Origin of the sequence: Tropicimonas isoalkanivorans (assembly GCF_900112335.1) — a bacterium.
Taxonomy (GTDB): Bacteria; Pseudomonadota; Alphaproteobacteria; order Rhodobacterales; family Rhodobacteraceae; genus Tropicimonas; species Tropicimonas isoalkanivorans.
Map to the genome: position 1 here is coordinate 742,443 of NZ_FOLG01000001.1, position 26,141 is coordinate 768,583.

General features: G+C 67.6%; 29 protein-coding genes. 9 read left to right on the forward strand and 20 right to left on the reverse strand.

Annotation, left to right across the window (positions count from 1 at the left end; genetic code table 11):
* Positions 1-99 precede the first annotated feature (99 nt).
* The 10 genes from BM075_RS03470 to fabD form a co-directional block, all read right to left on the reverse strand.
* The gene (locus tag BM075_RS03470; RefSeq protein ID WP_093359249.1) at positions 100-1,275 is read right to left on the reverse strand and encodes a phage major capsid protein; all 1,176 of its coding nucleotides are present in this window, start codon (positions 1,273-1,275) and stop codon (positions 100-102) included.
* Positions 1,276-1,318: 43 nt separating this feature from the next.
* Positions 1,319-1,879 carry an HK97 family phage prohead protease gene (locus tag BM075_RS03475; RefSeq protein WP_093359250.1) on the reverse strand — a complete coding sequence of 187 codons (561 nt, stop codon included), beginning with the start codon at positions 1,877-1,879 and terminating at the stop codon, positions 1,319-1,321.
* 30 nt (positions 1,880-1,909) lie between these two features.
* Positions 1,910-3,094 carry a phage portal protein gene (locus BM075_RS03480; protein ID WP_093359251.1) on the reverse strand — a complete coding sequence of 395 codons (1,185 nt, stop codon included), beginning with the start codon at positions 3,092-3,094 and terminating at the stop codon, positions 1,910-1,912.
* A gap of 314 nt (positions 3,095-3,408) precedes the next feature.
* Entirely contained in the window at positions 3,409-4,752 is a 1,344-nt protein-coding gene (locus BM075_RS03485) for a DNA-packaging protein (protein ID WP_093359252.1), read from the reverse strand.
* Positions 4,691-5,032 carry a hypothetical protein gene (locus tag BM075_RS03490; RefSeq protein WP_093359253.1) on the reverse strand — a complete coding sequence of 114 codons (342 nt, stop codon included), beginning with the start codon at positions 5,030-5,032 and terminating at the stop codon, positions 4,691-4,693. The genes BM075_RS03485 and BM075_RS03490 overlap by 62 nt, the downstream gene beginning before the upstream one ends.
* A 188-nt stretch (positions 5,033-5,220) precedes the next feature.
* Positions 5,221-6,375, reverse strand: a complete 1,155-nt coding sequence (gene mltG / locus BM075_RS03495) for an endolytic transglycosylase MltG (RefSeq protein ID WP_093359254.1) — start codon at positions 6,373-6,375, stop codon at positions 5,221-5,223.
* Positions 6,375-7,637: a beta-ketoacyl-ACP synthase II gene (fabF, locus tag BM075_RS03500; RefSeq protein ID WP_093359255.1), complete on the reverse strand. Its 1,263-nt coding sequence runs from the start codon at positions 7,635-7,637 to the stop codon at positions 6,375-6,377. Before fabF ends, mltG begins: the two co-directional genes overlap by 1 nt.
* Positions 7,638-7,834: 197 nt before the next feature.
* Positions 7,835-8,068, reverse strand: coding sequence for an acyl carrier protein (locus tag BM075_RS03505; RefSeq protein ID WP_093359256.1), 234 nt, complete (start codon positions 8,066-8,068; stop codon positions 7,835-7,837).
* Between the two features lie 267 nt (positions 8,069-8,335).
* Positions 8,336-9,073 carry a 3-oxoacyl-[acyl-carrier-protein] reductase gene (fabG, locus tag BM075_RS03515; protein WP_093359413.1) on the reverse strand — a complete coding sequence of 246 codons (738 nt, stop codon included), beginning with the start codon at positions 9,071-9,073 and terminating at the stop codon, positions 8,336-8,338.
* A 35-nt stretch (positions 9,074-9,108) separates the two neighbouring features.
* A complete protein-coding gene (gene fabD, locus BM075_RS03520) occupies positions 9,109-10,050 on the reverse strand; it encodes an ACP S-malonyltransferase (protein ID WP_093359258.1) in 942 nt (313 codons plus the stop codon).
* Positions 10,051-10,234: 184 nt separating this feature from the next.
* Here fabD and BM075_RS03525 point away from each other — a divergent pair, with 184 nt between their 5' ends.
* On the forward strand, positions 10,235-11,434 hold the full coding sequence (locus BM075_RS03525; protein WP_093359259.1) for a cytochrome b/b6 domain-containing protein: 1,200 nt from the start codon (positions 10,235-10,237) through the stop codon (positions 11,432-11,434).
* Positions 11,435-11,746: 312 nt separating this feature from the next.
* Here BM075_RS03525 and BM075_RS03530 read toward each other — a convergent pair whose 3' ends face one another.
* Both BM075_RS03530 and BM075_RS03535 read right to left on the reverse strand, forming a co-directional pair.
* Positions 11,747-11,983, reverse strand: a complete 237-nt coding sequence (locus BM075_RS03530; RefSeq protein ID WP_093359260.1) for a DUF1150 family protein — start codon at positions 11,981-11,983, stop codon at positions 11,747-11,749.
* 12 nt (positions 11,984-11,995) lie between these two features.
* On the reverse strand, positions 11,996-12,409 hold the full coding sequence (locus tag BM075_RS03535; protein ID WP_093359261.1) for an Hsp20 family protein: 414 nt from the start codon (positions 12,407-12,409) through the stop codon (positions 11,996-11,998).
* Positions 12,410-12,591: 182 nt separating this feature from the next.
* Between BM075_RS03535 and BM075_RS03540 the strand changes: the two genes are divergently transcribed.
* From BM075_RS03540 to BM075_RS03555, 4 genes are all read left to right on the forward strand, one after another.
* Positions 12,592-12,810 (forward strand): YdcH family protein, encoded by a 219-nt coding sequence (locus BM075_RS03540; RefSeq protein WP_093359262.1) that lies wholly within the window; start codon positions 12,592-12,594, stop codon positions 12,808-12,810.
* Between the two features lie 68 nt (positions 12,811-12,878).
* Entirely contained in the window at positions 12,879-13,364 is a 486-nt protein-coding gene (purE, locus tag BM075_RS03545; RefSeq protein WP_093359263.1) for a 5-(carboxyamino)imidazole ribonucleotide mutase, read from the forward strand.
* Positions 13,361-14,116, forward strand: a complete 756-nt coding sequence (locus tag BM075_RS03550; protein ID WP_093359264.1) for an NAD(P)-binding domain-containing protein — start codon at positions 13,361-13,363, stop codon at positions 14,114-14,116. Before purE ends, BM075_RS03550 begins: the two co-directional genes overlap by 4 nt.
* 4 nt (positions 14,117-14,120) lie before the next feature.
* On the forward strand, positions 14,121-15,191 hold the full coding sequence (locus tag BM075_RS03555) for a 5-(carboxyamino)imidazole ribonucleotide synthase (RefSeq protein WP_093359265.1): 1,071 nt from the start codon (positions 14,121-14,123) through the stop codon (positions 15,189-15,191).
* 108 nt (positions 15,192-15,299) lie between these two features.
* Here BM075_RS03555 and BM075_RS03560 read toward each other — a convergent pair whose 3' ends face one another.
* A complete protein-coding gene (locus BM075_RS03560) occupies positions 15,300-15,560 on the reverse strand; it encodes a DUF167 domain-containing protein (RefSeq protein WP_093359266.1) in 261 nt (86 codons plus the stop codon).
* Positions 15,561-15,714: 154 nt separating this feature from the next.
* On the opposite strand from BM075_RS03560, the gene BM075_RS03565 reads away from it, so the two are divergent.
* Together BM075_RS03565 and BM075_RS03570 are read left to right on the forward strand one after the other, a co-directional pair.
* Positions 15,715-16,293, forward strand: coding sequence for a nitroreductase family protein (locus tag BM075_RS03565; RefSeq protein WP_093359267.1), 579 nt, complete (start codon positions 15,715-15,717; stop codon positions 16,291-16,293).
* Complete coding sequence (locus BM075_RS03570) at positions 16,290-17,000, forward strand: EI24 domain-containing protein (RefSeq protein WP_093359268.1); 711 nt, start codon at positions 16,290-16,292, stop codon at positions 16,998-17,000. Before BM075_RS03565 ends, BM075_RS03570 begins: the two co-directional genes overlap by 4 nt.
* Before the next feature lie 3 nt (positions 17,001-17,003).
* Here BM075_RS03570 and BM075_RS03575 read toward each other — a convergent pair whose 3' ends face one another.
* Positions 17,004-17,297, reverse strand: a complete 294-nt coding sequence (locus tag BM075_RS03575) for a DUF1467 family protein (protein WP_093359269.1) — start codon at positions 17,295-17,297, stop codon at positions 17,004-17,006.
* Between the two features lie 3 nt (positions 17,298-17,300).
* A complete protein-coding gene (gene mce / locus BM075_RS03580; protein WP_093359414.1) occupies positions 17,301-17,705 on the reverse strand; it encodes a methylmalonyl-CoA epimerase in 405 nt (134 codons plus the stop codon).
* A gap of 145 nt (positions 17,706-17,850) precedes the next feature.
* On the opposite strand from mce, the gene BM075_RS03585 reads away from it, so the two are divergent.
* On the forward strand, positions 17,851-18,567 hold the full coding sequence (locus BM075_RS03585) for a response regulator (protein WP_093359270.1): 717 nt from the start codon (positions 17,851-17,853) through the stop codon (positions 18,565-18,567).
* 116 nt (positions 18,568-18,683) lie between these two features.
* On the opposite strand, the gene BM075_RS03590 is transcribed toward BM075_RS03585, so the two are convergent.
* The 3 genes from BM075_RS03590 to aspS form a co-directional block, all read right to left on the reverse strand.
* A complete protein-coding gene (locus tag BM075_RS03590) occupies positions 18,684-19,874 on the reverse strand; it encodes a DUF1501 domain-containing protein (protein ID WP_093359271.1) in 1,191 nt (396 codons plus the stop codon).
* A gap of 9 nt (positions 19,875-19,883) precedes the next feature.
* The gene (locus BM075_RS03595) at positions 19,884-21,218 is read right to left on the reverse strand and encodes a DUF1800 domain-containing protein (RefSeq protein WP_245758728.1); all 1,335 of its coding nucleotides are present in this window, start codon (positions 21,216-21,218) and stop codon (positions 19,884-19,886) included.
* 179 nt (positions 21,219-21,397) lie between these two features.
* Positions 21,398-23,173, reverse strand: coding sequence for an aspartate--tRNA ligase (gene aspS, locus BM075_RS03600; RefSeq protein WP_093359273.1), 1,776 nt, complete (start codon positions 23,171-23,173; stop codon positions 21,398-21,400).
* Between the two features lie 1,111 nt (positions 23,174-24,284).
* On the opposite strand from aspS, the gene BM075_RS03605 reads away from it, so the two are divergent.
* On the forward strand, positions 24,285-24,530 hold the full coding sequence (locus BM075_RS03605) for a hypothetical protein (RefSeq protein WP_093359274.1): 246 nt from the start codon (positions 24,285-24,287) through the stop codon (positions 24,528-24,530).
* A gap of 49 nt (positions 24,531-24,579) precedes the next feature.
* Here the strand turns inward: BM075_RS03605 and BM075_RS03610 are convergent, their stop codons facing one another.
* Together BM075_RS03610 and BM075_RS03615 are read right to left on the reverse strand one after the other, a co-directional pair.
* Complete coding sequence (locus tag BM075_RS03610) at positions 24,580-25,374, reverse strand: SseB family protein (RefSeq protein ID WP_093359275.1); 795 nt, start codon at positions 25,372-25,374, stop codon at positions 24,580-24,582.
* Positions 25,371-25,958, reverse strand: a complete 588-nt coding sequence (locus BM075_RS03615) for a uracil-DNA glycosylase family protein (RefSeq protein ID WP_093359276.1) — start codon at positions 25,956-25,958, stop codon at positions 25,371-25,373. The genes BM075_RS03610 and BM075_RS03615 overlap by 4 nt, the downstream gene beginning before the upstream one ends.
* Positions 25,959-26,141 lie beyond the last annotated feature (183 nt).

A 26,141-nucleotide genomic window follows, 5' to 3' on the forward strand; every position in this document is an offset into this window, starting at 1 on the left:
GGGAGGGGAGCAGCTGGACAACGCGGTGACTTCGTCATGAGACACACGCCTGTCGACGGTTTCGGCCCCGACGAGCCGAAACCGCTATTCCGGCGAGCGTCAGCCCACCGAGAACTTCAGAACCTTGATCGCCGCAAAGTCGCTGACGTCACCACCAACCCGCTTCGTGGCATAGAACAGAACGTGGGGCTTGGCGGAGAACGGGTCACGCAGCACCCGCAGGTCGGGACGTTCGGCAACCGTGTAGCCGGCAGAAAAGTCACCGAACGCGATGGCCGCGGCGCCGCTGGCGATGTCCGGCATGTCCTCGGCGATCAACACCGGATAGCCCAACAGCCGGGCCGGCTCGCCCGCGGAAAGGCCGTCGGACCACAGGAACCGGCCGTCTGCGTCCTTCAGCTTGCGGACCGCGCCCGCCGTCTTGGAGTTCATGACGAAGCTCGCGCCCGCGCGATACTGCGCTCCGAGCGCGTAGACGAGGTCGATCAGCGCGTCCGCCCCGGAAAAATCACCATCCGCGCCGCTCGGGACGTAGCCGATGTTGCCCCAGGCCCAGACGTCATTGTCCACCGTCGGATGGGTCAGGAACCCGGTCGGTTTGTCGACACCGTCACCGTTGATGAAAGCCGCGGCCTCGGCGCGGGCAAACTTGTCCGCGATGCGGCCGGCCAGCCAGCCGTCGATGTCGAAGGCGCTGTCGTCGAGAAGCCGCTGGCTCGCTTTCGGCATGGCCGAGAGCTCGTGCAACGGAATGGTAATGCGCTCGATCTGCGGGCTGTCGGTTTCGATACTGGTGGCAGTCTCGGTGGCCCAGCCGGAGCCCATCTCGCCGTGGTCGATCAGCACGTCGAAGGACGTCGCCTCGACGTTGACGACATTGGCGATCGACCGGATCGACGCATCGGCCTTCAGCACGCTCTTGATCGCCTCCGCCGTTTCCGGATCGACGAGGTAGCCGCCGTCCGCCGCAACCGCGGTCGAAAGCGCCTTGCCTTCCAGCGGCAAGCCCCGCAGTGCGTCTTCGTCGCCGGACCGCAGATAGGCCTCGAACGCTTTCTGGTGCGGCGCACCTTCGGCATCGGCGGCGGTGGCAAGGGCCGGGCGTCCGGCAATCATGGTTTTCCGATCCAGCATGGTCAGTCGCTCTTCCTGCTTTTGAAGTCTAGATTTGATGTCGGCCTGAAAGCCCCTGAAATCGTTCAGGAACCCCGTCACGGCAGATTTCATGTCGGGCATGTCCTGCCCGGTCCGAGCCTTGGTCTCGGCTGTGCTCATCGCTTGCGTCCTTCCTGCAAGACTAAGGGGGAGGATCGGCGGCTCACTCCGCCGCCATCTCGCGGCGCGCCGTCTCCAGCGCCTCCGCCAGCTCGCGCATCAGGCCGGCCTCGGGGCTCTCCCCCTTCGCACCCACCCGCGCTTCGGGGAGCATCGGGAAGGTCACGAGAGACACCTCCCACAGCTCCAGATCGTGCAGGAGCCGCTGACCCCGTGCATCCTTCTCGGCCCGCTTGGTGCGATAGCCGATCGACAGACCGTCGATGGCGCCCGCCTCGATCAGCGCGGCAGCCTCGCGGCCCTTTTCCACTTCGGTCAAGATGCGGCCCTTGACGTAAAGGCCCCGGGCGTCTTCCCGAACCTCGTCCCACACGCCGATGGGCTGGGCGGGATCGTGTTGCCACAGCATCTTCACCCGCCGGTCCGCACCCGCCATCGCCTTGAGCGAGGCCGCGTAGGCACCCGGTTGCACAACGTCGCCGCCCTGGTCGGTCTTGCCGAAAAGCGACGCGTAGCCTTCCACGACAGCGCCGTCCTTGACGATGAGCGTCGCGTCCTGCGGACAGAACTTGCGTTCCAGCCCGCCTCCGTCGATCTGAGTCATCCTTCCATCCTTCTCGAAATCCGTTGCGCCTCATTCCACCAATGGGGGCAGCCCCAGCAGCGACCGCTTTTCCGCCTCCGTGAGGAAGGACGCGGCGCCGATGCGGGCCCACTGAGCCTCCCTCTCGGCGCTCAGGGCCGGGATGCGATCCAGATCGGGAGCGAGCGTCACCGCCTCGCCCTGGAACCGGGACAGCCAGTCGGAGAGCGTCGCCGCCACGCGGCTGGCGAGCGGCAGCACCGTCAGCCGATAGAACGCCCGGTTCGCCTCCTGGTAGTTCGCGTAGGTCATGTCGCCCGGTATCCCGAGCAGCATCGGCGGCACGCCGAACGCCGTCGCGATCTCCCGCGCGGCATCGGCCTTCGTCTGTTGAAACTCCATGTCCGACGGCGAGAACCCCATCGGCTTCCAGTCCAGCCCGCCCTCCAGGAGCATCGGCCGCCCGGCATTCCGCGCGCCCTGGTGGTGCATCTCCATCTCGCTGAGCAGCCGGTCGTACTGGTCCGCCGTCAGCGTCCCGTGCCCCCCGTCCGAACCACGATAGACAATGGCCCCCGACGGGCGCGCCGCGTTATCCAGAAGCGCCTTCGACCAACGCGACGCGCTGCTGTGAACGTCGATCGCCATCGCCGCCGCCTGCATCGGCGACAGCCCATAATGATCGTCCTGCGGGTGAAAGCTCCGCATGTGGCAGATCGGTGGAACCTCAGCCGCCATGTCGAACCGGAACGTCTTTCCGCCGACGGTGTATTCGTAGGCCACCGGCCAACCATCCGCGCCCGGGATCAGGTTCATCCGGTCTGAGCGCAACACATGCAGTTCGGACGGCAACCCGCCGGTACCGACCGCCTCGATGTAGCCGTTCCCCGACAGCAGGATCTGCCCGAAGAGCGCCTCCAACAGGTCTGCACGGCCCTGCGCGCCATTCGGCCGGGAGAGAAGCGACAGGACGGGATGGGTTTCGTACCGCCGCTCCGTGTCCTGGCAGACCAGCGGCACCGCCGCCGCCGCCTCCGCGACGAGCTTGACACAACGAAACCCGATCGGATTCCCGACGAACCCCGTCCGCGTCAGGGACGCCGTGTCACGAGGCGACCACGCCACCCGCCCGGCACCCTGCCAGGCGATCACCGGCCCCGTCGCCGAGGCCTTCCGTTCCGGCGGCTGACTGGTCTCGGCCCCGTCGCCGGACCGTCGCAGGAAATCCAGTACCATGCGTTCTCGCTCCTTTTCCTGTGGGGCGGGACGCCCCGGCATTCCCAGCCCGTCCCCCCGCCAAATGGCGGGGGGCGGGCGCACCAGGAGAGGGCGCGTCCCTTCAAGGCGCGCGCCACGCTCTCCTGATTGTCAGTGTTCGAAGAGCCGCAATCCGGGCGGTGCGCTTTACCTTCTCACCCGTCGCAAGCGACAACTGCGGACATGGGTATTTTTACCAACAAGAAGACAGCGGCCGCACGTTCTTGTTGGCGCAAATACCCAAATCCCGACGCCCGCCATGGGCGGCGCAGCCGGGCGTCGGTGCAAACGTCCTAAAGCGTCCGCACCCGCGGCCGGCGAAACTGGCCTGACGGCTCGATCACCAGTTCCGTCATTGCCCAGACAAGCGCGTCCACCCTGTCCGGCGATCCCCGCCCCTCAAAACCCCGCGTGGTCATCCGGCACATCTGATCCTCCAGAGCGCCGAGCCCGCGCACATGCCGCACTCGCCCCTGTTCGTAGAGCGCGGCCACCGGTTCCGCCCGCGCGGCCTTGCCCCGCTGCGCCCGCACCGCCTTGAAGGGAAGCAGCGGATCGATCTGGTTCAACACCGTTTGCACCAGGTCTCCGCCCTGGTTGACCTCCGCCACCAGCCGGTCCGCGCCATGACGCTCCCGCGCCGCCACCGCGGCATGCGCCCACGCGGTCGGAGAGGAGGCCGAAACGCTCGCGTCCTCCAGCACCCAAGCGATCCAGTCCTTCGGATCGCCCTTCGCCTCCACGCCAACGACCACGATCCCGCATTCGTCGGACCCAGAGTGCCCCGTCACGGGCGGGTCGATGGCCACCACGATCCGGTCGAGCGCCGGCGCCGAGTCCCGCCGCGCCGCCTCGATCAGCGCCGAGGTCCAAAGCGCGCCCTCGGTGTTCTCCACCAGAACGCCGTCCAGTTCCTGCCGCCCCAGCCGTGTGCCGCCGTACCGCGCCTCGACCTCGGCCAGAAAGCTCGCCGCCAGGTTGGCCCGGTTCGCCTCCGTCGCGGCCGAGGTCACCACCGTCGAGTCCCGCTTGAGCAGATCCTTCAGGATTGCCACGTCCCGCGGCGTCGTCGTCACGCATTGCTGCGGGTTGTCGCCCAGCCGCAGCCCGAACTGCAGCATCGACCAGGTCTCCTCGGCCTTCTTCCACTTTGCCAATTCATCAACCCAGGCACAGTCGAACTGCGGCCCCCGCAGGCTCTCCGGCTCATGCGCCGAGAACACCTGCGCCACCGCCCCGTTCGGCCAGACCAACCGCTTGCGCGTGGACTGCCACTCCGGAACCCGGTCGGGCGGCGAGCAGGCCAGGATGCCGCTGTCGCCGAAGATCATCACTTCCCGCACCTGCTCCACCGTCTCGCCCACCAGTGCGACGCGGTGGGCCTGCCCGGTGTCCTGCGGGCACGGCCCCTCGACCTTGGACCGGACCCATTCGGACCCGGCGCGGGTTTTCCCCGCGCCGCGCCCACCCAGGATGACCCATGTCTTCCAGTCCCCGGCCGGCGGCACCTGATGCGGCATCGCCCAGAACTCGAACAGCCAGGGCAACGCGCACAGCGCCTCCGCGCTCAGCCCCTCAAGAAACGCCTCCTGCACCTCTGGCGGCTCGGAGGCGAGCAATTCTGCCCCCGATCTCATCGCGGGCCGCGGCAAGGTCGAAAGCCTGCTTGTGAACATCCCCGACGAGCTTTCGGCGAAGGTCTTCGACATGACGTGCCTCTTCCATCATGGTGAACGAAGCCTTGCGAAGCTCCGACAGAACTCCCTTTAGCTTCCGTGCCCGCTCGGTCTTGCCCAGACCGATCTCTTCGATGATATCCGTCAGCTCCCGCGAGCCGCTGCGATATAGGGTGATGGCCTGATCAAAATACTGGCCGGCGTCGTCTCCCGGCTGTCCGGGAACAAAGGTCTTGTTCATCTATGAACCTGCTCTTTCACGTGCCTCCACACGAGTGAAACGAAAAAGCGCCGAGACCATTGGTCCGGCGCTTGCCCACTTCTTCCAGCTTGACTTGTTTCTACATTAGACCGTTCGCCGAGTCAAGCTCGGAGCTTCGCGCGCCACCTGAGCAGCGCGCGCCAGGTTACTGTTTGTTAACCGTTTTCTTACTGCGCCACCTGCTGCGCCTCGATCTCGCGCCAGCGTCGGACGTTCTCGTTGTGCTCGCGCAAGGTCGAGGCAAAAGCGTGCCCACCGCTGCCATCGGCAACAAAGAAAAGGTAATCCGTATCTGCCGGATTCAAGGCCGCCGCGATGGACTCGCGGCCCGGGTTTGCGATCGGTGTCGGCGGCAGGCCGGGAATCACATAGGTGTTGTAAGGCGTCGCCTTGCGCAGTTCGCTCTGCCGGATGCCGCGTCCGAGCGGCGCCTTCCCTTCCGTCAGGCCGTAGATCACCGTCGGGTCCGTCTGCAGCCGCATCCCGTCCTTGAGTCGATTCACGAAAACGCTCGCCACCATGGGGCGCTCGTCGGCCACCCCGGTTTCCTTTTCGACGATCGACGCAAGGGTCAACGCCTCCTCCGGCGTCTCCAGCGGCAGCCCCTCGGCCCGCGCGGCCCAGAGGTCCGCCAGAATCGCAGACTGCCGGGACTTCATCTCTGCGACCAGTTCCCCCAGATCGGCGCCCTTCGGCGTCTCATAACTGTCGGGCGCAAGGCTCCCCTCGGCCGGAACCTCGGCAACCTCGCCGCTCAGGAACGGCGCCCGCTTCAGCTCCTCGATCACCTGCCAGCTCGTCACACCTTCCGCGAGCGTGATGCGGTAGCGCGTGCTGGGGTTCTCCATGATCGCGTCAAGCCCCTCCGGCGCGGGCTCCTCTCCCGGAACGTAGCTTGCCAGTTCAACGTACTGCTGTGTGCCCGGATCGAGTTCGCGAACCACCATGTTCGCCTCCGCCACGCCGACGCGATAATTGACCTCGGTGCCGCAGGTGCTCCGCCCGCTGGCGGTGATCGCTTCGATGATCTCGTCCATGGAGGCGTGCGGCTCCACCACGAAGCTCCCGGCCTTCAACTGGTTGGAGCGCTTGCTGTATTCGGCCCCCAGCCGAAAGATCGTCCCGTTGGAAATCGCGCCCTGCTCCTCCAAGTCCCGTGAAATCTTGGACATGGAGGCGCCCGAAGGCACCACGACGCAGATCGCATCCTCGAGTGGCCCCCGCCCGGCATATTGGCTGCGCCCCCAGCCGATGATGCTGCCGGCCGCAACCATCAGCACAACGAGGATGGTCAGCGCGTTCGAAGCGAGCGACCGCGCCATCAGGCGTCGACCTTACCCATCACCAGCGTGGCGTTCGTCCCGCCGAATCCGAAGGAATTCGACAGCGCCACGTTGATCTCCCGTTCCCGTTTCACCTTCGGCGCCAGATCGATCTTCGCGCCCTCCGGCGGTGTGTCGAGGTTCAGCGTCGGCGGAGCCACCTGGTCCCGAATCGCAAGGATGCAGAAGATTGCCTCGACAGCCCCCGCAGCGCCAAGCAAATGCCCGATGGACGATTTGGTCGACGACATGGTGGGGTTGCCCACGGCATCACCCAAAAGCCGCTCCACCGCGCCCATCTCGATCGTGTCCGCCATCGTCGAGGTGCCATGTGCGTTGATGTAGTCGATCGCCGAGGCCGGCAGGTCCGCCCGCTTCAGCGCCGCCTGCATGGAGCGGAAACCGCCATCGCCATCCTCGGACGGCGCGGTGATGTGATAGGCGTCGCCCGACATCCCGTAGCCGAGGATCTCGGCATAGATCTTCGCGCCGCGCGCCTTGGCATGTTCGTACTCTTCCAGCACCACGACGCCGGCGCCCTCGCCCATCACGAACCCGTCCCGGTCCGCGTCCCAAGGCCGGCTTGCGCCCTTGGGGTCGTCCGCCCGCTTGGTCGACAGCGCCTTGCACGCGTTGAACCCCGCGATGCCGATCTCGCAGATCGCGCTCTCCGCGCCACCCGCGACCATCACGTCCGCGTCGCCGAAGCCAATGATGCGGGAGGCATCGCCGATGGCGTGCGCGCCCGTCGAGCAGGCCGTCACCACCGCGTGGTTCGGCCCCTTGAAGCCATGGCGAATGCTGACCTGGCCGCTCGCGAGGTTGATGAGCGAACCGGGGATGAAGAACGGCGACACCCGCCGCGGGCCTTTCTCCTTAAGCACGATGGCCGTGTCCGCAATGGAACTCAGCCCGCCGATCCCGGAGCCGATCATCACGCCCGTGCGCAGGCGGTCTTCCTCGCTCTCGGGAGTCCATCCGGCGTCCTTCACGGCCTGATCGGCCGCCGCAATAGCGAACAGGATGAAGTCGTCGACCTTCCGGCGCTCCTTCGGCTCCATCCAGTCGTCCGGATTGAACGTCCCGTCCGAACCATCGCCTAGGGGAACCTCACAGGCATACTTAGTCGTTACCCGCTCGGGATCGAATCGCGTGATCGGCCCCGCCCCCGACTCTCCGGCCAGAAGCCGGCTCCAGGTCTCTTCCACCCCGCATGCCAGCGGGCTGACCATTCCCAAACCGGTGACTACCACTCGACGCATTTCTCGCACCCTAGTTCGTTTGTTGGCTTTGGGGGTGATACACGCGCCCCGTGATTGGCGCAACAAGCCGCGGACCGCGGTATGTCGGTCATGCGGGTTCAGCGAAACGTCGCCGGATCGCGATACCCCTCAACGAAAAATGGCGCCCCACTGGAGCGCCATTCCCGGCCAAGCCACAAGGCTTGCGGAAACGCCCGTCAGGACGCTTCCTTGATGAACTTCACCGCGTCGCCGAACGTCTGGATAGTTTCGGCCGCGTCGTCCGGAATCTCGATGCCGAACTCTTCTTCGAACGCCATCACCAGCTCGACGGTATCAAGCGAGTCGGCGCCCAGGTCGTCGATGAACGACGCGTTTTCGGTCACCTTGTCCTCGTCGACGCTCAGGTGCTCGACCACAATCTTCCTCACGCGATCCGCGATATCGCTCATGTTTCTTCCTCATTCGTTGGGGCTTGCTGCCCCGTTCTTGTCCGCACCCCGAAGGCGCTCTACCTCGTTACCCCGCCAGGGGCGGCTCTTCCCGTCCGCCGCGGGAGCCCATGCCCGGCCCGTCCTCGGAAAGGCCCGGGACCAAAACTGCGCCGCCTTTAACACGTTCGCCTGCAAATGCAAACGCCTTGATCGGGCGTTCGGCACCCGCAATTCCATTCTCCCGAACCGGCCGCTGGTTGCGCATTCGCGCCCCCGCGCGCCGCGTCAGATCATTGCCATCCCGCCGTTCACATGCAGCGTCGCGCCGGTGACATAGCCCGCCTCGGCGCTGGCCAGGTACAGAACCGCTGCGGCGATTTCCTCCGGCGTACCCATGCGGGCGGCCGGGATGCGGGTGTTGATCGCATCCTTCTGCTCGTCGGTCAGCTTATCCGTCATCGCCGTGGCAATGAACCCCGGCGCCACCGCGTTGGCGGTGATGCCCCGGCTCGCCACTTCGTAGGCGATGGACTTCGTCAACCCGATCATGCCCGCCTTGGAGGCCGCGTAGTTCGCCTGCCCCGGGTTGCCGGTCACGCCGACCACGGAGGAGATATTGACGATCCGCCCCCAGCGCTTTTTCATCATCGGCCGCATCACGCCCCGGCAGAGCCGCATCGTGGAGGTCAGGTTGACCTCCAGAACCTGCGCCCATTCCTCGTCGGACATCCGCATGAAGATCTGGTCACGGGTGATCCCGGCGTTGTTGACCAAAATGTCCACCCCGCCCATCGCCTCGATGGCCTGCTTCGGCAGCGCATCGACCGCGCCGGCATCGCTCAGGTTGCAGGGCAGCACATGTGCGCGCTCCCCCAATTCCGCCGCCAACGCCTCCAGCGGCTCCACCCGCGTGCCCGACAGGCCCACGACAGCCCCCGCGCCATGAAGCGCCTTGGCAATCGCCCCCCCGATGCCGCCCGAGGCACCAGTGACCAGTGCCGTCTTTCCGCTCAGATCAAACATGTCCATTCCTTCCCGTCAGTCTCGCCAGGCCCCGATCAACCCTTGGCGCTTTCGGCGGCCGCCGCGACGTCCTCCGGCGTTCCCACCGCGCGTGTGGCCACCGTCTTGTCGATGCGCCGGATCATGCCCGTCAGCGCCTTCCCGGCACCAATCTCCCACGTCTCGTCCACGCCCTGCGCGGCCATCCACGCCACGGACTCCCGCCAGCGCACCGCGTGGGTCACCTGCTCCACCAGCAGCGCGCGGATCTCGTCGGGGTCCGTCACCGCCTCCGCGCGCACGTTGGCGACGACGGGCACCTTCGGCACGGCGATATCCACCTGCGCCAGCGCCTCGGCCATGACCTCCGCCGCCGGTTGCATCAGCGCACAATGGAACGGGGCGCTGACCGGCAGCAGGATCGCCCGCTTGGCGCCCCGACCCTTGGCAATCTCCACCGCCCGCTCCACGGCCGCCTTCGCCCCGGACACGACGACCTGCGCGGGGTCGTTGTCGTTTGCTGCCGCACACACCTCGCCCTGCGCGGCTTCAGCCGCCACCTCGCGCACCGCGGCCAGGTCCAGCCCCAGCACGGCGGCCATGGCGCCTTCGCCCACCGGCACGGCCTGTTGCATGGCCTTGCCCCGCGTCCGCAACAGCCGCGCGGTATCGGTGATGCTGAATGCCTGCGCCGCAGCCAGAGCCGAGTATTCACCCAGCGAGTGACCGGCAACGAAGGCCGCCGCCTCGATCCCGACGCCTTCGGCCTCCAGCGCCTTCATCGCTGCCAGCGAGGTCGCCATCAGCGCCGGCTGCGCATTCTCCGTCAACGTCAGCGTCTCGATATCGCCGTCCCAGATCAGGTCGGAGAGCTTTTCGCCCAGCGCTTCGTCCACCTCGTCGAACACGGCCCGTGCCGCCGGATACGCGTCGGCGAGCGCCTTGCCCATCCCGATCGCCTGCGCGCCCTGCCCCGGAAAAACGAATGCCCTGCTCATGGTCTCACTCCCAACCTTCTCGTCTCATGGCGCCCGTGTATCGCCAAGTGCTGCGACCGACAAGCGACAGGAGCGCCCCGCCCGGCGCGCACACCGCCTGTGCGCCCGCGGAGATGGGCCATCCCCCGGTTTGGACATATGTCACCGTACCTGACCGATCCAACCGCCATGGAGCCCGCATCCCATGTCCCTTTCGAACACGCCCGACCGCTACGGCCTGGTGTCTCGTGCCCTGCACTGGCTGACAGCCGGCCTCATCCTCGTGCTGCTGCCGCTCGGCCTGATCGCAGAAGAATGGCCCTACGACACCGGAGCCCAGCTCGCCGTGAAGGCCCAGCTCTTCAGCCTGCACAAGACCCTCGGCATCCTCGTCTTCTTCCTCGCCCTCGCCCGGCTCGTCTGGACCGCGCTGCAACCGCATCCCGCGCTCCTGAACGGTGACCGTCGGATCGAGGCCCGGCTCGCCCAGACGGTGCACTGGCTGCTCTATGTGGCGCTCGTGGGCACGCCCCTGACCGGCTGGATCCATCACGCCGCCACCGAAGGCTTCGCGCCGATCTGGTGGCCGTTCGGCCAGTCGCTGCCGCTGGTTCCGAAATCCGAATCCGTCTCCGTCCTCTTTTCCGGGCTTCATCTCGTCTTCGTGCTGCTGCTGGTGGCCACCCTCGGCCTTCACGTGGCGGGCGCGCTGAAACACCACCTCTTCGACCGGGACGCGACCCTGCGCCGGATGCTCTTCGGCACCCGCGCGCCCGGCCAACCGGACGCAGAAGCGCCCCGCGTGACGGCCGTTGCGGCTGTCGCCGTCGCCCTCGTCGCCATCGGCCTCGGCGCGGCTGCCGGACTGTACGAAGGGGAGACCGACGCGCAGGAGACCCAGGCCCTCGCCGCCGTCGAAAGCGGCTGGGAGGTGCAGGAGGGTACGCTCGCGATCACCGTCAGCCAGATGGGGGCCGACGTGACGGGCGCCTTCGCGGACTGGACCGCCAGCATCGACTTCACCGAGGAAGCCGTAGCCGGCAAACACGGCACCGCCGAAGTGACCATCGCCATCGGCTCGCTCACCCTCGGCTCCGTCACCGACAAGGCCATGGGGCCGGAATACTTCGACGCCGGCAGCTTCCCCACCGCCACGTTCCGGGCCGACCTCCTGCCCGCCGACGGCGAGGGCCAATACCTGGCCGACGGGGTCCTGAGCCTGCGCGGCGCGGACGTGCCCGTGCAAATGCCCTTCACGCTCGACATCTCCGGCGACACTGCGGAGATGACGGCGACCGTCACTCTGGACCGGCGCGACTTCCACATCGGCGACACCCAGACGGACGCGAAAACCCTCGGCTTCGACGTCGTGGTCGACATCGCCCTGACTGCCCAACGCTCCTGAAAGTTGGGTCACGCACTTCTACAGGCCGGTCGCTCCGCGGCCGGCCTGTTGCTGTAGAATAGTCGACGTCTGCCACGCGCACGGCCTCACGCTCAAATAGCGAAAAACCACCCGGACGGACTTCCCCGCACGACCTCGTGGTTTCAACTTTCAGGATTGGGACACGACAACGCGCGCTCAGCGCGACCCGATCAGGGCCATCGCAAGCAACGCGCTTGGCAATATTCAGGATTGTTTGGAAGAGATGCCCGGACGGTCGGGCACCCGTGGTACTGGCACGGTAGCGAGACGCGCCAAAGCGCGCCTCCAAATTCAGTGGACGTTGACCGGCGTCATGTCGTTCTGACGCGCCAGCACGAACGCCAGTTCGCGCCCCTGCACCAGCGCCAGGCGCTGCCCCTGCTCGTCATGGACGGCGTAGAGATTTTCCACGCCCTCAGCCTGCTGCCGAAGCTCCACCGGCAAGTCAGTCACGGCCACCGGACGAATATAGACGATCGGCCGGTCTTCCTGGGCTTGCGCCTCGATAAGCGGATGTTTATGGTCCATACCTGCCTCTCCTCAGTTCCGGTTGATCTCTATTGTCTGGACAACGGTTTCGGGCGCCGCACGTTCCAGATCCACGTGCAAAAGGCCGTTTTCCATCGTCGCTCCCTTCACCTCGACTCCGTCCGCCAGCACGAAACTGCGCTGGAACTGCCGGGCCGCGATCCCGCGGTAGAGAAAGATCCTGTCGTCGCCGGCCTCTGCCTGGCGTCCGCGGATGACCAGTTGCCGGTCCTCGACGGTGATCGACAGATCCCCCTCGCTGAAGCCCGCAACGGCCAGCGTGATCCGGTAGCTCCGGTCCCCGAACTGTTCGATGTTATAGGGTGGGTAGCCTTCGTTGCCGGACTTCGCGGTCCGTTCGACGAGGCGTTCAAGCTGCTCGAATCCCAACAGGAAGGGATGCGAACCGAGGGCGGTCTTGGTCATCGGGCACGTCCTTTCACAAAGCGACCATGCATGTGCGGGCCCCGCGTTCGGGCACCCGAAGCGACATATGGGCACGATACCGCAACGGCGCAAGGTGGGGCTTGGCGGATCGGGCCGGGCGCGCCTATAGTCATGACGTTATCGCCCAGAGTTCAAGCTGGCAGAGGTCGCGGAAGGCTCGCATGAACGCACCCAGTGAAATGGACCCCACGGAGGTGAAGCGCGTCAAGCTCCAGGTACTCGTCCGCGAGCACCGGGACCTCGACGAGGCCATCCACGCGCTCCAGGAAAGAGGCACGGCCGATTCCTTCACCATTCGGCGCCTCAAGAAGCAGAAACTGGCGCTGAAAGACCGCATCGCCGCGCTCGAAGATGAACTGACCCCCGATATCATCGCCTGACCCGCGCGCCCCGTTGCCCCTGACCGCCGCGCTGCTATGGTGCGCGCTCCGTGGGACAGGAGGGCGCGATGCCGGAGCCGAAGGTGGGAATCATCATGGGCAGCCAGTCGGACTGGCCGACCATGAAGGAAGCCGCAGCCATTCTCGACGAGCTCGGCGTGCCCTACGAGGCCCGCATCGTCTCCGCCCACCGCACGCCCGACCGGCTCTGGACCTATGGCAAGACGGCGGCCGAGCGCGGCCTGAAGGCGATCGTCGCCGGCGCCGGCGGCGCGGCACACCTGCCGGGCATGGTCGCCTCCAAGACCCGCGTGCCGGTCATCGGCGTTCCAGTGCAGACGCGCGCACTCAACGGCGTCGACTCGCTCTATTCCATCGTCCAGATGCCCCGCGGCTTCCCCGTCGCCACCATGGCCATCGGGGCGGCCGGGGCGGCCAACGGCGGGCTCATGGCCGCCGCCATCCTCGCCAACGAGGACCCCGCACTGGCCGAGCGGTTGGACGCCTGGCGCGCGGCGCTCTCCGCCTCCATCCCGGAGGAGCCGCAGGAATGAGCCGGATCGGGTTCATCGGCACCGGCCACATCGCTGCCCCCATGGTGCGCTTCCTGGCCCGCAAGGGCCACCAGATCACCGTGACGGAACGCAACGCCCAGGTCTCCGCCGCCCTCGCACGGGAGGTGGGCGTGCACGTCGCGGACGCGCAGGGCGTGCTCGACGCCGCCGACATCGTTTTCCTCTGCCTCCGCCCCCCGGTGGCCGAAAGCGTCCTCGCCCCGCTGACGTTCCGCCCCGACCACCGCATCGTCTCGGTCATGGCCAGCAATCCGGAGCCCCTCCTCCGCACCCTCTGCGCCCCCGCAACCGATCTCGTCCAGACCGTCCCGCTCGGCTTCGTGGAGGCCGGCGGCTGCCCCCTCGCGGCCTACGGAAACGACCGGCTGCTGGCGGAGCTGTTCGGGCCCGAGAACCCCGTCATCAAGGTCGGCAGCGAGTCCGCCCTCAACGCGCATTTCGCGATCTGCGCCATGGTCCCCGGCCTTCTGGACCTGATGGCAACCGGCGCGGGCTGGCTCGGCGACAAGACGGGCGACCCCACCGGGGCGGAGGTCTTCACCACCCAACTCGTCGCAGGCTTCCTCGCCGCCATGGACAAGGGCCGCGCCGGCCGCCTCGCGGAGGAACGCGACGCCCTGGGTACCGAAGGCACCCTGAGCCTTCAAATGGTCGAGACGTTGCGCCGCGAAGGCGCCCACGACGCGCTGCGAACCGCCCTGAAATCCATTGAGAAACGGCTTGAAGAGTAGCCCCATGACGACGCTCCCCCCCGGTTCGACCATCGGCATCCTTGGCGGCGGCCAGTTGGGCCGCATGCTCTCTGTCGCCGCCGCCCGCCTCGGCTATCGCTGCCACATCTTCGAGCCCGGTGCCGCGCCCGCGGCGGACGTGGCCGCACAGCTGACCCAGGCCCCCTACGAGGATTCGGCCGCGCTGGAGGCCTTCGCCAAAAGCGTCGACGTCGTCACCTTCGAATTCGAGAACGTTCCCGCCGAGGCGCTGGACCGGATCGAGGCCCTCCGCCCCCTGCGCCCCAACCGCCGCGCCCTCGCCGTGAGCCAGGACCGCCTGACGGAAAAGGAGTTCCTCAGCGGCCTCGGGCTGCGCACGGCCCCCTATGCGAATGTCGAAAGCGCGGCGGACCTCGCCGCCGCCGTCCAGTCGCTCGGCTGCCCCGCCATCCTGAAGACCCGCCGCCTGGGCTACGACGGCAAGGGCCAGGTCCGCCTCACGGACCCGGCGCAGGTCCCAGACGCCTGGGCGGCTATGAAGGACGCTCCCGCCGTGCTGGAGGGGTTCGTTGGCTTCTCCATGGAAATCTCGGTGATCGCCGCGCGCGGTCTCTCCGGCGAGGTCGCCTGTTACGACCCCGGACAGAACGTCCACGAGGCCGGCATCCTGCGCACCACCACCGTCCCGGCCCCGATCCCGGCCGCGCTCCGCGCCGACGCGGTGCTTCTCGCAGGGCGGATTTTGAACGCACTCGACTATGTGGGCGTCCTCGGCGTCGAACTCTTCGTCACGCAGGGCGGCCTGCTGGTAAACGAAATCGCCCCGCGCGTCCATAACTCCGGCCACTGGACCCAGAACGGCTGCACCGTCGACCAGTTCGAACAACACATCCGCGCCATCGCCGGCTGGCCCCTCGGCGACGGCAGCCGCCATGCCGACGTGACGATGGAAAACCTCATCGGCACCGACATGACCCGCGTGCCCGACCTCGCCGCCACCCCCGGCATCGCCCTGCACCTCTACGGCAAGGCAGACGTCCGAGAGGGCCGAAAGATGGGGCATGTCAACCGGATCACGAGCGCGACCGCCTGACCTTCTTGTGTCCGAAAATATCCTCGGGGGGAGCGCGGCCCGGGCCGCGCGGGGGGCAGACGCCCCCCATCGCCCCTCATAGTTTTCGCCGTCGGCGAAACGAAGCGCCTACCCATCCACACGGAACACCTTGTCCCGCGACGTCGCTCCTCGCACCAGCGCCAACGTCGACTTCGGCACCCCAAGCGCCTTGGCGAGCAGCTTCTGCACGGCGGCATTGGCCTTTCCGGCTTCCGGAACGGTTGTCACGTAAACCCGCAGCGCGCCGTCGTCGGCCACCTCGACCGCATTGCGCGACGCCTTCGGCGTCACCCGCACCGCGATCTCCGCACCCGGTTCCGCAAGGTACGCCAGGTCTGCCTTGCTCATCGCCCCGCCTCTTTTCCCGACCACCTCGCAGGGTAGCCCTCTGCAATAGGGAATGCCAGCCGCCGACAGACGCCGCATCACCCCGTCTCCGGTCTGGAGGATCGCCCCCGGCGGGACTAGATACGGGAGCGACACCTGCCGCATTGGAGAGACCATGCCCATCCCGAACCAGGCCGCCCTGGAGTTCCTCCAGACCCGCCGGTCCCGCCCGGCCAAGACGCTCACGACGCCGGTGCCCGATCCGGACGCGCTGCGCGCGCTGCTGACCATCGCCGCCCGCACCCCCGACCACAAGAAACTGGAGCCCTGGCGCTTCATCGTGCTGGAAAAGCCCGCGCTGGAGCGGCTTGCCGCCCTGATCCCCGCCCGCGCCGCCGCGCTGGACATCGCGCCCGAGGCCGCCGAAAAGATGGTGCGCCAGTTCGCCGACGCCGATCTTGCGGTGGCCGTGATCGGCACCCCGAAGCCCCGCGACGATGTTCCTGAAATCGAACAGGTGCTGTCGGCGGGCGCAGCCTGCTACGGCCTGCTCGCCGCCGCGCTTGCGGCCGGCTGGGGCGCAAACTGGCTCACCGGATGGGCCGTCTACGACCGCCCCTTCGTCGAACAGGGCCTCGGGCTCCAGCCACAGGAGTTCGTTGCCGGGTTCATCCATATCGGCAGCGAAAAGGCCCGCCCGCCGGAACGCCCGCGCCCGGACGTCGACGCCATCACCGAGTGGGTGCGCGAATGAGGATCTTCCGCGACGTCTCGCTTGCCCTGTCCCAGATGTCGGACCGGCGGTTCCTCCGCGTGTTCCTGCTGGGGGTCGGCCTGACGGTCCTGCTCCTTGCCGGCGCCACCGTGCTGCTGGTCTGGCTGATCGGCGGACTGGTGCCCGACCACCTCACCCTCTTCGGCCTGTCGCTGGACTTCGCGGACAACGTCGTCTCGGTGGCAACCGTCGGGCTGATGCTCGTGGCCTCTGTCTTCCTGATGGTCCCCGTGGCCTCGGCCTTTACCGGGTTCTTCCTGGACGAGGTCGCCGAAGCCGTGGAAGAACGGCACTACCCCCAGCTTCCCCCCGCGAACCCGGGAAATTGGGGCGAGGCGATGAAGGACAGCGTCAGCTTTCTCGGGGTAATCGTCGTGGTCAACCTGATCGCCCTGATCCTCTACTTCTTCGTCGGCCCCTTCGCGCCGCTGCTGTTCTGGGTGGTCAACGGATACCTGCTCGGACGCGAATATTTCCAACTCGTCGCCATGCGGCGCGTGGGGCGCAAGGGGGCCATCGCGGCCCGGCGGCGGCACATGCCACGGATCTGGCTGGCAGGCACGCTCATGGCCGCGCCGCTGTCCATCCCCATCGTCAACCTCTTCGTGCCGATCCTCGGGGCGGCGACCTTCACGCACCTCTATCACCGGCTGGAAACGCCGGACGCCGCGCGGAACCGGCGGTAAGGGTCAGTCCGTCTGAGCCGCACCACTCTCCGGACCGAAGCGCTTGAAAAGGTCGAAATCGTCGACCGTGATCGTCTCCGTCACGATGATCGCACAGACGACGGCCCAGAGCGGCAGGGCAATGGCCGTGACGATCAGCGCCCTGCGCTTGAGCATCGGGTCCGTCGGCGCCGAGCGCGGGGTGCCGTGAACCACGTCCCCCGCGTCGTCCTGCGTCGTCAGCCGGATCGGCAGCACGATGAAGAACACCATGAACCAGATCACCGACAACAGGACGAACGCGGAGGTGATCGCCATGGCTCAGACCTGCTCGAGCTCGACGAGGCAGCCGTTGAAGTCCTTCGGATGCAGGAACAGCACGGGCTTCTTGTGGGCGCCGATCTTGGGCTCGCCGTTGCCGAGCACGCGGGCGCCTTCGGCCTTCAGCTTGTCGCGGGCGGCGATGATGTCGTCGACCTCGAAGCACATGTGGTGAATGCCGCCCGACGGGTTTTTCTCAAGGAAACCGGCGATGGGGGAGTTCTCGCCCAGCGGGTAGAGCAGCTCGACCTTGGTGTTGGGCAGCTCGATGAACACCACCGTCACGCCGTGATCGGGCTCGTCCTGCGGCGCACCCACCTTTGCGCCGAGGGTGTCGCGGTACTTCGCAGAGGCGGCCTCGAGGTCGGGCACGGCAATGGCAACGTGGTTGAGACGACCGATCATGATGAACTTCCTTCTGATGGCTTCGCGCGCCTTATCGCTCCGCTGCCCCGGGTTTCGCAACCCCGCCGCCTGCGGCGCGACGTCCATTTACCATCCATTAGGGAGAATCGTCCTTAACTCTGCGCAAAGCATGAAAGGAAGGACGATGGACGACCTCTGCACGGAGGCCTTTGCCCGCAAACCAACGCCGGACCGGCCGCTTTTGGGCGTGACGGTGCTGGTGGTCGAGGACAGCCGCTTCGCGAGCGAGGCGATGCGCCTGCTCTGCCTGCGCAGCGGCGCCCGCATCCGGCGCGCCGATTGCCTGGCCTCCGCCCGCCGCCACCTGGCGACCTACCGCCCCACAGCCGTCGTGGTCGACCTCGGCCTGCCGGACGGCTCCGGCGACACGCTGATCCGCGAACTGGCGTCGTCCGATCAACCTGCCTCCATCATCCTCGGCACCAGCGGCGATCCCGACGCGGAGAGCGTGGCCCTGTCCGCCGGCGCGCATGGCTTCCTGGCAAAGCCCATCACCAGCCTCGCCCTCTTCCAGCAAGCGATCCTGTCCCGACTGCCGCTCAGGCGGCATCCGCGCGGGATGCGGCTCATCTCCGGCGACCAGATCGCACCGGACCCGATCGCCCTGCGCGACGACCTCAATCACGCGGCCGACATTCTGGCCAGCCGGGTGGACGAGCCGACGCTGGACTACCTCGCGCAGTTCCTCACCTCCGTCGCCCGCAGCGCTTCCGACCCCGCGCTGGCCGAGGCCGCCAGCCGCCTCCACGCAGCCGGCCGCCGCGGAAAGGACCCGGCGGACGCCCTCCACGCGGTCTCCTCGCTCGTGGATACCCGCAGGGCTGCAAGCGCAGCCTTTTAGGCAAAATGGCACCGGTGCGATTTGGGTATTTTTACCAACAAGAAGATCAACCCTCGGCTTCTTGTTGGCGCAAATACCCAAATAGCCACAGGAGTCGCCATGCGAAGACCGTCCTATTAAAGGATCACCCCTCCGGTTCCCTCCATTCTCAGCCCCGGAAAGATCGTGGTCTCCAGTAGGGTCCGGTCGATCCCAAGCAGCTCCCGCATGACGGCCGCGGCGTAGCCTCGCACGTCCGCGGTCGGCAGCAGGTCCCGCCGCTGGTAGAGGTCCGCCTCTCCCAGCCCCGGCCAGCGACCGTGTACGACCCCGCCGCGCACCGCGCCCCCCGCCATCAGCATGGCGCCGCCGGTGCCGTGGTCCGTTCCCCCGGTCCCGTTCGGCCGCACTGTCCGGCCGAATTCGGTCATCGCCAGAACAGCCGTCTGCCCCCAAACCGGCCCGAGGCCATCCTGCAAGGCGAGGATCGTGTCAGACAGCCGCCCCAGCGCCCGCGAAAGCCCATGCCCCTGGTCGCGGTGCGTGTCCCACCCGTTGATCGAAAAGGCGGCGATTCGCGTCTCCGCGCGCAGCCGCTCTGCCGCGAACTCCGCCACCTGCAGGTGCGGCGCGCCCTTCACGGCGCCGCCATCGGCAATCTCGCCGCTCACCTGAAGCGCCTCCTCGATAGCGTCCCGAAAGAGCACGTCGTCCTGGCACACGATTTCCAGCAATAGCTCCGCCTGCGGCGTCAGCGCGAGGCTCGCCCCCGGCGCCCAGTTCGCCACCGGCGCATCCCCCCGCAGCAGCAGCGGGTCCTCCTGTCCGATGGCGAAGGCCGTCTCCGCCTCCAGGCCGGGAATGCCCTGCAACATCCGGTTTAACCAGCCGTCGCGCGCCGGGCGCTCTCCCGGCCCGAACCCCGCGCCCGCCTCCAGCAGGTCCTGCCCGTCGAAATGGCTCCGCTTGTCGCGGTAGGGCGTCGAGACGGCATGGGCAACGGCAAGGTCCCCCGCCGTCCAGAGCGGCAGCAGCGGCAGGAGCGCCGGATGGAGCGCGAAGAAGCCGTCGAGATCCTGCGCGTCTCCGCTGGCCTCACCAATCCCAACCGTCCCACCGCGCAGGCTCGCGAACTCCCGGTCGCCATACGGCTGCACCACGTCCAATCCATCCATGCCCCCGCGCAGGATAATGACGACGAGGCGCGCGTCCCACGGCGCGGCGGCGAACGAGACCGGCGTCAGCAGCGGACTCGCAGCCGCCGAACAGCCAAGCACCGCACTGGTGCGCAGGAATCGGCGGCGGTCGATCGGGGCAGTGCGTGCCATGTCGCGCTCCTATCTGCGTTGAAAGTCCGGCGAGGCGAGAACGACCGCCACCCCGTCGCTGCGCGTCTCCGCCGCGCGGGCGGCGAACATCAGCCGCTCGGATGCCCGCCGCCCCAACGCCGTCCGCACCAGGCGCCGCGGATCGGGCAGTTCCGCACCGACAATCTCCGGCAGGCGCACCGTCCAGGCAACGCGGGCCGCCAACCCCTGCGGGGTGATCCACGCGCCCCCAGCCTCCGGCCAGCCGTCTGGCCCGCCGGGCGCCTGCCACGGCTGGCCCATCTGCGCCAGGGGCCCGAGGAATCTGGCCCGCACGTCGGCGGGTTCGAGCGCCACCACATCCGCGCCCGGCGTCCCCAGCGCCCGCAGGCAGGAGACGACGAAATCGAACGGCGGCTTGACCTTCCCCGGCGTCCCGCTCTGCGCGGCGGGATGGGTCAGAAGCACCTCCGTCATCGCCAGCAGATCGCCGCCGCTGTCCCGGAACCTCTGCGCCAGCGCCTCCACCAGGCCCGCGTCGGGCGCCTCGGACACGAAGTGCACGGCCAGTTTGCCCGCTATGTGCCGGGCCGTGTCGGGGTGCGCCGCCAGGTCGTCCAAGGCGGCCATCACCTCCGCCCGGCCGGGCGCATCCCGGCGCACCGGGGCCGTGACCGCCGATCCGCCCCGCGCCACGCGCGGCAGCCCGGAGAACATCTCTGCCAGCCGCCGCACATCCGACTGCCCGTAGGCGCCCCCCACACCCAGCGTGTGCAGCTCCAGCACCTCCCGCGCGAGGTTCTCGTTCATCGCTGGCGCCGACGCCCCCGCGGCGCCCGGCGCGTAGTCGGCAAGGCTTCCCGCCTGGTCGAGGTAGAGCTGCATCATCGGATGCAGAACCGCCGCCTTCAGCATGTCCGCAAACCGGCCCGCCACATGCGGGCGGATCGCCTCCTCCACGAACAGCGACACCCCGCCAAGCGTGTCCGGTCGCGTGCTCTCTACCGTAAAATGATCCGCCCAGAACCACACCAGCCGCTCCCGCAGCCCATCCTCGCAGTCCAGACCGCGCGCGAGCGTCCGGGCCATCTGGCGCGCCTCGAGCGCGCTGAGATCCTCCAGCAGGGTCTCCTTCCGCTCCAGCGCCGCCGGGGTCGCCGCGCCGTCCCGGTGCACCGCCTCAATGTCAGCGATTTCCCAAGCGGCCCGGAACAGCGTCTCCGCCCCCGGCATCGGATGCCGCACCGCCATCCGGTCCTCCCCCGCCAGCGCGTCGAGCATCGCCGACGGCCCGGCGGGGTCGGCAATCACCGGGGACCGCCCGGTCCCGAACCGAACCGCACCTGTCATAGGGTCGAACGTCAACGAAGTCTCCGCACCTGCTCGCGGGCGAACCATAGCACCGCGCGCCGCAGGCTCCACAGGGCATCCCCACGTAGGAAGAGCCGCCCAGGCATCGCTGCCACATTCCCGCGCAGTCCGCACAAAAAAGGCGCCCGAGGGAGTCTCCCCGAGCGCCTGCTGCACTGACCCGCATGGCGGGCTTACTCCTGCGGGATCACCCGCAGCGACAGCTCCCGAAGCTGCTCGTTGGTCGGCTCCGACGGTGCGCCCATCATCAGGTCTTCGGCCCGCTGGTTCATCGGGAACAGGATCACCTCGCGGATGTTGGCCTCGTCCGCCAGCAGCATCACGATCCGGTCGATCCCCGCCGCGCAACCGCCGTGGGGGGGCGCGCCGTACTTGAAGGCGTTGACCATGCCGCCGAAGCGCTTGATCACCTCTTCCTTCGGGTAACCCGCGATCTCGAAAGCCTTGAACATGATCTCCGGCTTGTGGTTCCGGATCGCCCCCGACAGAATCTCGTAGCCGTTGCAAGAACAGTCGTACTGGTAGCCGAGCACGTCCAGCGGGTCGCCCTCCAGCGCCTCCAGCCCGCCTTGCGGCATCGAGAACGGGTTGTGCTCGAAGTCGATCGCGCCGGTCTCCTCGTCCTTCTCGTAGATCGGGAAATCCACGACCCAGCAGAAGGCGAAGCGGTCCTTTTCCGTCAGACCCAGCTCATCGCCGATCACGGTGCGGGCGCGCCCGGCGACCGCCTCGAAGACCGACGGCTTGCCGCCGAGGAAGAACGCCGCGTCGCCCTTGCCGAGCCCCAGTTGCAGACGGATCGCTTCCGTCCGCTCCGGGCCGATGTTCTTGGCGAGCGGGCCTGCGGCTTCCATTCCGCTCTCGCCGTCACGCCAGAAGATATACCCCATCCCCGGCAGCCCCTGCTCCTGCGCGAACTTGTTCATCCGGTCGCAGAACTTGCGCGAGCCGCCCGTGGGCGCCGGAATGGCGCGGATCTGCGTGCCGTCCTGCTCCAACAGCTTGGCGAAGATGGCAAAACCCGAGCCACGGAAATGCTCGGAGACGTCCTGCATCTTGATCGGGTTGCGCAGGTCCGGCTTGTCCGTCCCGTACCAGAGCGCCGCATCGCGATAGGAGATCTGCGGCCAGTGCTTGTCGACCTTGGCGCCGTCGCCGAATTCCTCGAACACGCCCTCCAGCACCGGCTGGATGGTGTCGAAGATGTCCTGCTGCTCGACGAAGCTCATCTCCATATCGAGCTGGTAGAAGTCCGTCGGCGAGCGGTCCGCCCGCGGGTCCTCATCGCGGAAACACGGCGCGATCTGGAAATACTTGTCGAAGCCCGCCACCATCATGAGCTGCTTGAACTGCTGCGGCGCCTGCGGCAGCGCATAGAACTTGCCCGGGTGCAGGCGCGACGGCACGAGGAAGTCGCGCGCGCCTTCGGGGCTTGAGGCGGTGATGATCGGTGTCTGGTACTCGCGGAAGCCCTGATCCCACATGCGGCGGCGCATGGACGCCACGACATCGGAGCGCAGCTTCATGTTCTCCTGCATCGCCTCGCGGCGCAGGTCGAGGAAGCGGTAGCGCAGACGCGTCTCCTCCGGATACTCCTGATCGCCGAAAACGATCAGCGGCAGTTCCTCCGCGGCGCCCAGGACCTCCATGTCACGGATAAAGACCTCAACCTCCCCGGTCGGAATCTTGGGGTTGATCAGGCTTTCGTCGCGCGCCTTTACCTCGCCGTCGATGCGGATGCACCATTCGGAGCGCACCTTCTCGACCTCGGAAAAGACCGGGCTGTCCGGGTCGGCCAGCACCTGCGTCACGCCGTAATGGTCGCGCAGGTCGATGAACAGGATGCCGCCGTGATCGCGCACCCGGTGCACCCATCCGGAAAGACGGACGGTATCGCCCACGTTGGCGCGGGTCAGGTCGGCGCAGGTCATGCTGCGGTAGGCGTGCATATCGGGGCCCTTTCGGCGGTCTGTCTTGGTCCGCGCCGATACACCCCTTGGCACGGGAGATGTCAAGCGGCCCGCGCCCGCCGGGCCTCCGGCGCGTCCGGCGGGAGACGGGAAAAGGCCGGGACGCAGACAATCCGCGCACGCGCCTCGGTCCCCCGAACTGGCATGGCACGCCACAGTCGTATCCTTTTCACAGCCAAATTGCCTGCCTGCGCGCAGGCCCGTACCGACGTCGAAAACACGGAGGCCGACCGCAAGCCCTTCGCCCTGCGCCGCCCCGTGCCGGCAGCCCGCCCGCGGCCGTCCGGTCGGAGAATGACCTAGTGCACTCCACCCGTGAGCCGGACAGGCGCGCCCGTCGCTGTCGAGTGTTTTCCAGAAAATGCGGCGTCGAATTCCAAGCCAGATTGGCCGCCCATTCCCAAGCAAGACCGGGAAAACTGCCCGACCCACAGCGGCCAACCGAACCCTCTCCGACCCGCGCCTTGCCGCGTCGGCAAATCCTTCGTAGTCGCTCGAAGGGTGAAGGTCCGCCCAAACCGGCCGACCGCGGGGGCTCCCAAAATGCGCGCCCATCCCCGTCGAACGCTGCGCGACCGGCAAGACCGGAATTCCCAACGCCTCCGGCCCCGCCTGAGAGCGGAAAATGAACGAAGACGCCCCCTCCCCGCCGTCGTCGCACCGAGCCACCCCGGCTTGCCACCGGAACGAAGCAGCGCCCCACCCGTCGACGCGGCCCAATTCCTTAATGCTTCGTGAATACGTACCCGCAAGCCCTTGAAATCTATAGAACCACGCACTGTCCCACCGTCGGACACCGCCCAGCCGAGGTCTCCCGCCCACCGCCGGCGTGCGCGTGCCGCGCACCTCGTCGGCAGTTGGGCCAAGCCCGCCTTCGGCGGGCAGTCGAGCCGGAGCCGGAGAGCGGGGGAACGGCCGCGAGGGTCGCCCTGCTTCATAGTTCAAGGAGCCATCCAAGATCCCCGCCGACGCGCCGAAGGCGCGCCCGGCCCAACGGGATGAGGCGCCGACAGGCGCCGAAGACGGGCGGGAGCCCCCTTCCCGCTGAACCTGTGCTAGGGTGGCGGCACAGCGAACAGGAGGACCCGTCATGATCTTGACCGTCGTGCACCAGGAAACGTTCGACTTCAGAAACCCCGGCAGGCACATCATCCTGGAGAGGGAAACCGATCACATCCCCTGCCCCGGAGATCTCATCAAGAACGGCGGCACCCTGGCGGGATACGACCTCTATCGAGTCGAACAGCGGATCTTCCGGTCGTCGCCCAAGCCCAACGGAGACAGCAAGGATTTCGATCAGGTGCTGCTGATCGTCTCCGACATGACGGAGGAGTGAGAGGACGCGCCGAGCGGCCGGCCGCTCCGCCCCACGGCGGAGCACAAGTTCAGCGCAGGATCGGCGGAGCGTCCGGGTCCATGCCGGGCGGATCGATCTCTGTCACCTCGACCGCCTCCGGCTCCGGCAGGTCAAAGCGCAGCCCGACCTTCGCCAGCCGCGCCGACATGGGATCGCTGGCAGCGAGGAACGCCACGTCCATCTCGCCCGCCTCCAGCCCGGAAAAGGTCAGCGCCTCTCCAGCCGCCGTGGCCAGCGCGCCCTCCGCCCCCGGCACCGCATCCACGAAGGCCAGCAAATGCCCGCTGCGCCCGCTCTCGTAGACGACGGTGGCAAGGAAAGCGATCTGCGCCAGGCCCCCGGCGGTGGCAAGCTTCACGTCGAGCCCGCGCAAGACCTGCTCGGGCACGGCGCCGGGCGCCGACACCTCCCGCGGGCGCTCCTCCGCCTGCTCCGGCCGGTGCTCCAGCGTGGCCGCAAGCCAGTCCACCGCCTCCGCGGGCAGAACCGTTTCGGAGTGCGGCACCCCGAGGTTGACCCCCAGGCCCATCCCCTTCCCGGCCAGCAGCTTCACCACCTGCCGCCCGGAGAGGCCGGCATAATACGCCGCCTCACCTACGAAATCGGCCAGCCGCACCTCGCGGTCAAACACCAGAACCACCGGCCCGTCGCCCAGCGGAAAGATCCGCGGCTCGATACTGTCGCCCTCCGCCTCCCGCTCCAGCAGCAGGAACAGCTCCGAATCCGCCAGCCGCTCGTAGAAGCGCATCTGCGCGGTGACATCCTCCGGCGCCTCGGCCACCGCCTGTTGCGCCAGGTCCAGCGCCGTCGTCTCATCGCTCATTTCAGGGCCTCCTGAACACGCTTTCGTAGCACCGGCAGCAACTCGGCCTCAAACCACGGGTTTCGCTTCAGCCACGCCGTATTGCGCCAGGACGGGTGGGGCAAGGGAAAGACGGCGGGCGCATGGTCGCGCCAGGCAGCGACGGTGCGGGTCACTCCCCCGGCCGCGGCCTTCCCAAGGTGGTACTTCTGCGCATGCCCCCCGATCAGGACCGTCAGGTCGAACCGGCCAGCATAGGAGAGCGCCTCCGCCCGCCAGGCGCGCGCGCATTCCGGCGGAGGCGGCAGATCGGAGCCCTTTCGATAGCCCGGAAAACAAAACGCCATGGGAATGATCGCCACCCGGCCCCGGTCGTAAAAGGTCGCGCCGTCCATTCCGAGCCACTCCCGGAGCCGCGTGCCCGATGCGTCATGAAAGGGAACTCCCGCGGCATGCGCCCGTGCCCCGGGAGCCTGGCTGGCAATCAAAATCCGAGCGCCGGAGCCGAACCAGACCACAGGCCGGGGCTCATGGGCGGTATCAGTCGCGGCGAAACGGTCGGCGCAGAGACGGCAGGCGGAAATGCGGTCGGGAAGACTGATCATGGACGCGACGTTCTAAACCCTTTCAATCGGCGCGCAAAGCAGACGTTTCCGCCCGCCGTACTGTCACACCGTCCGGCAGGCGCGCCTCGCCCCTGCGTCTTGTTGGACCAAATACCCAATTCCGCCATTTTCCACCGGCGCACGGCCGAACGAAAGCTATTCCGATTCCACCGCGACTCAATC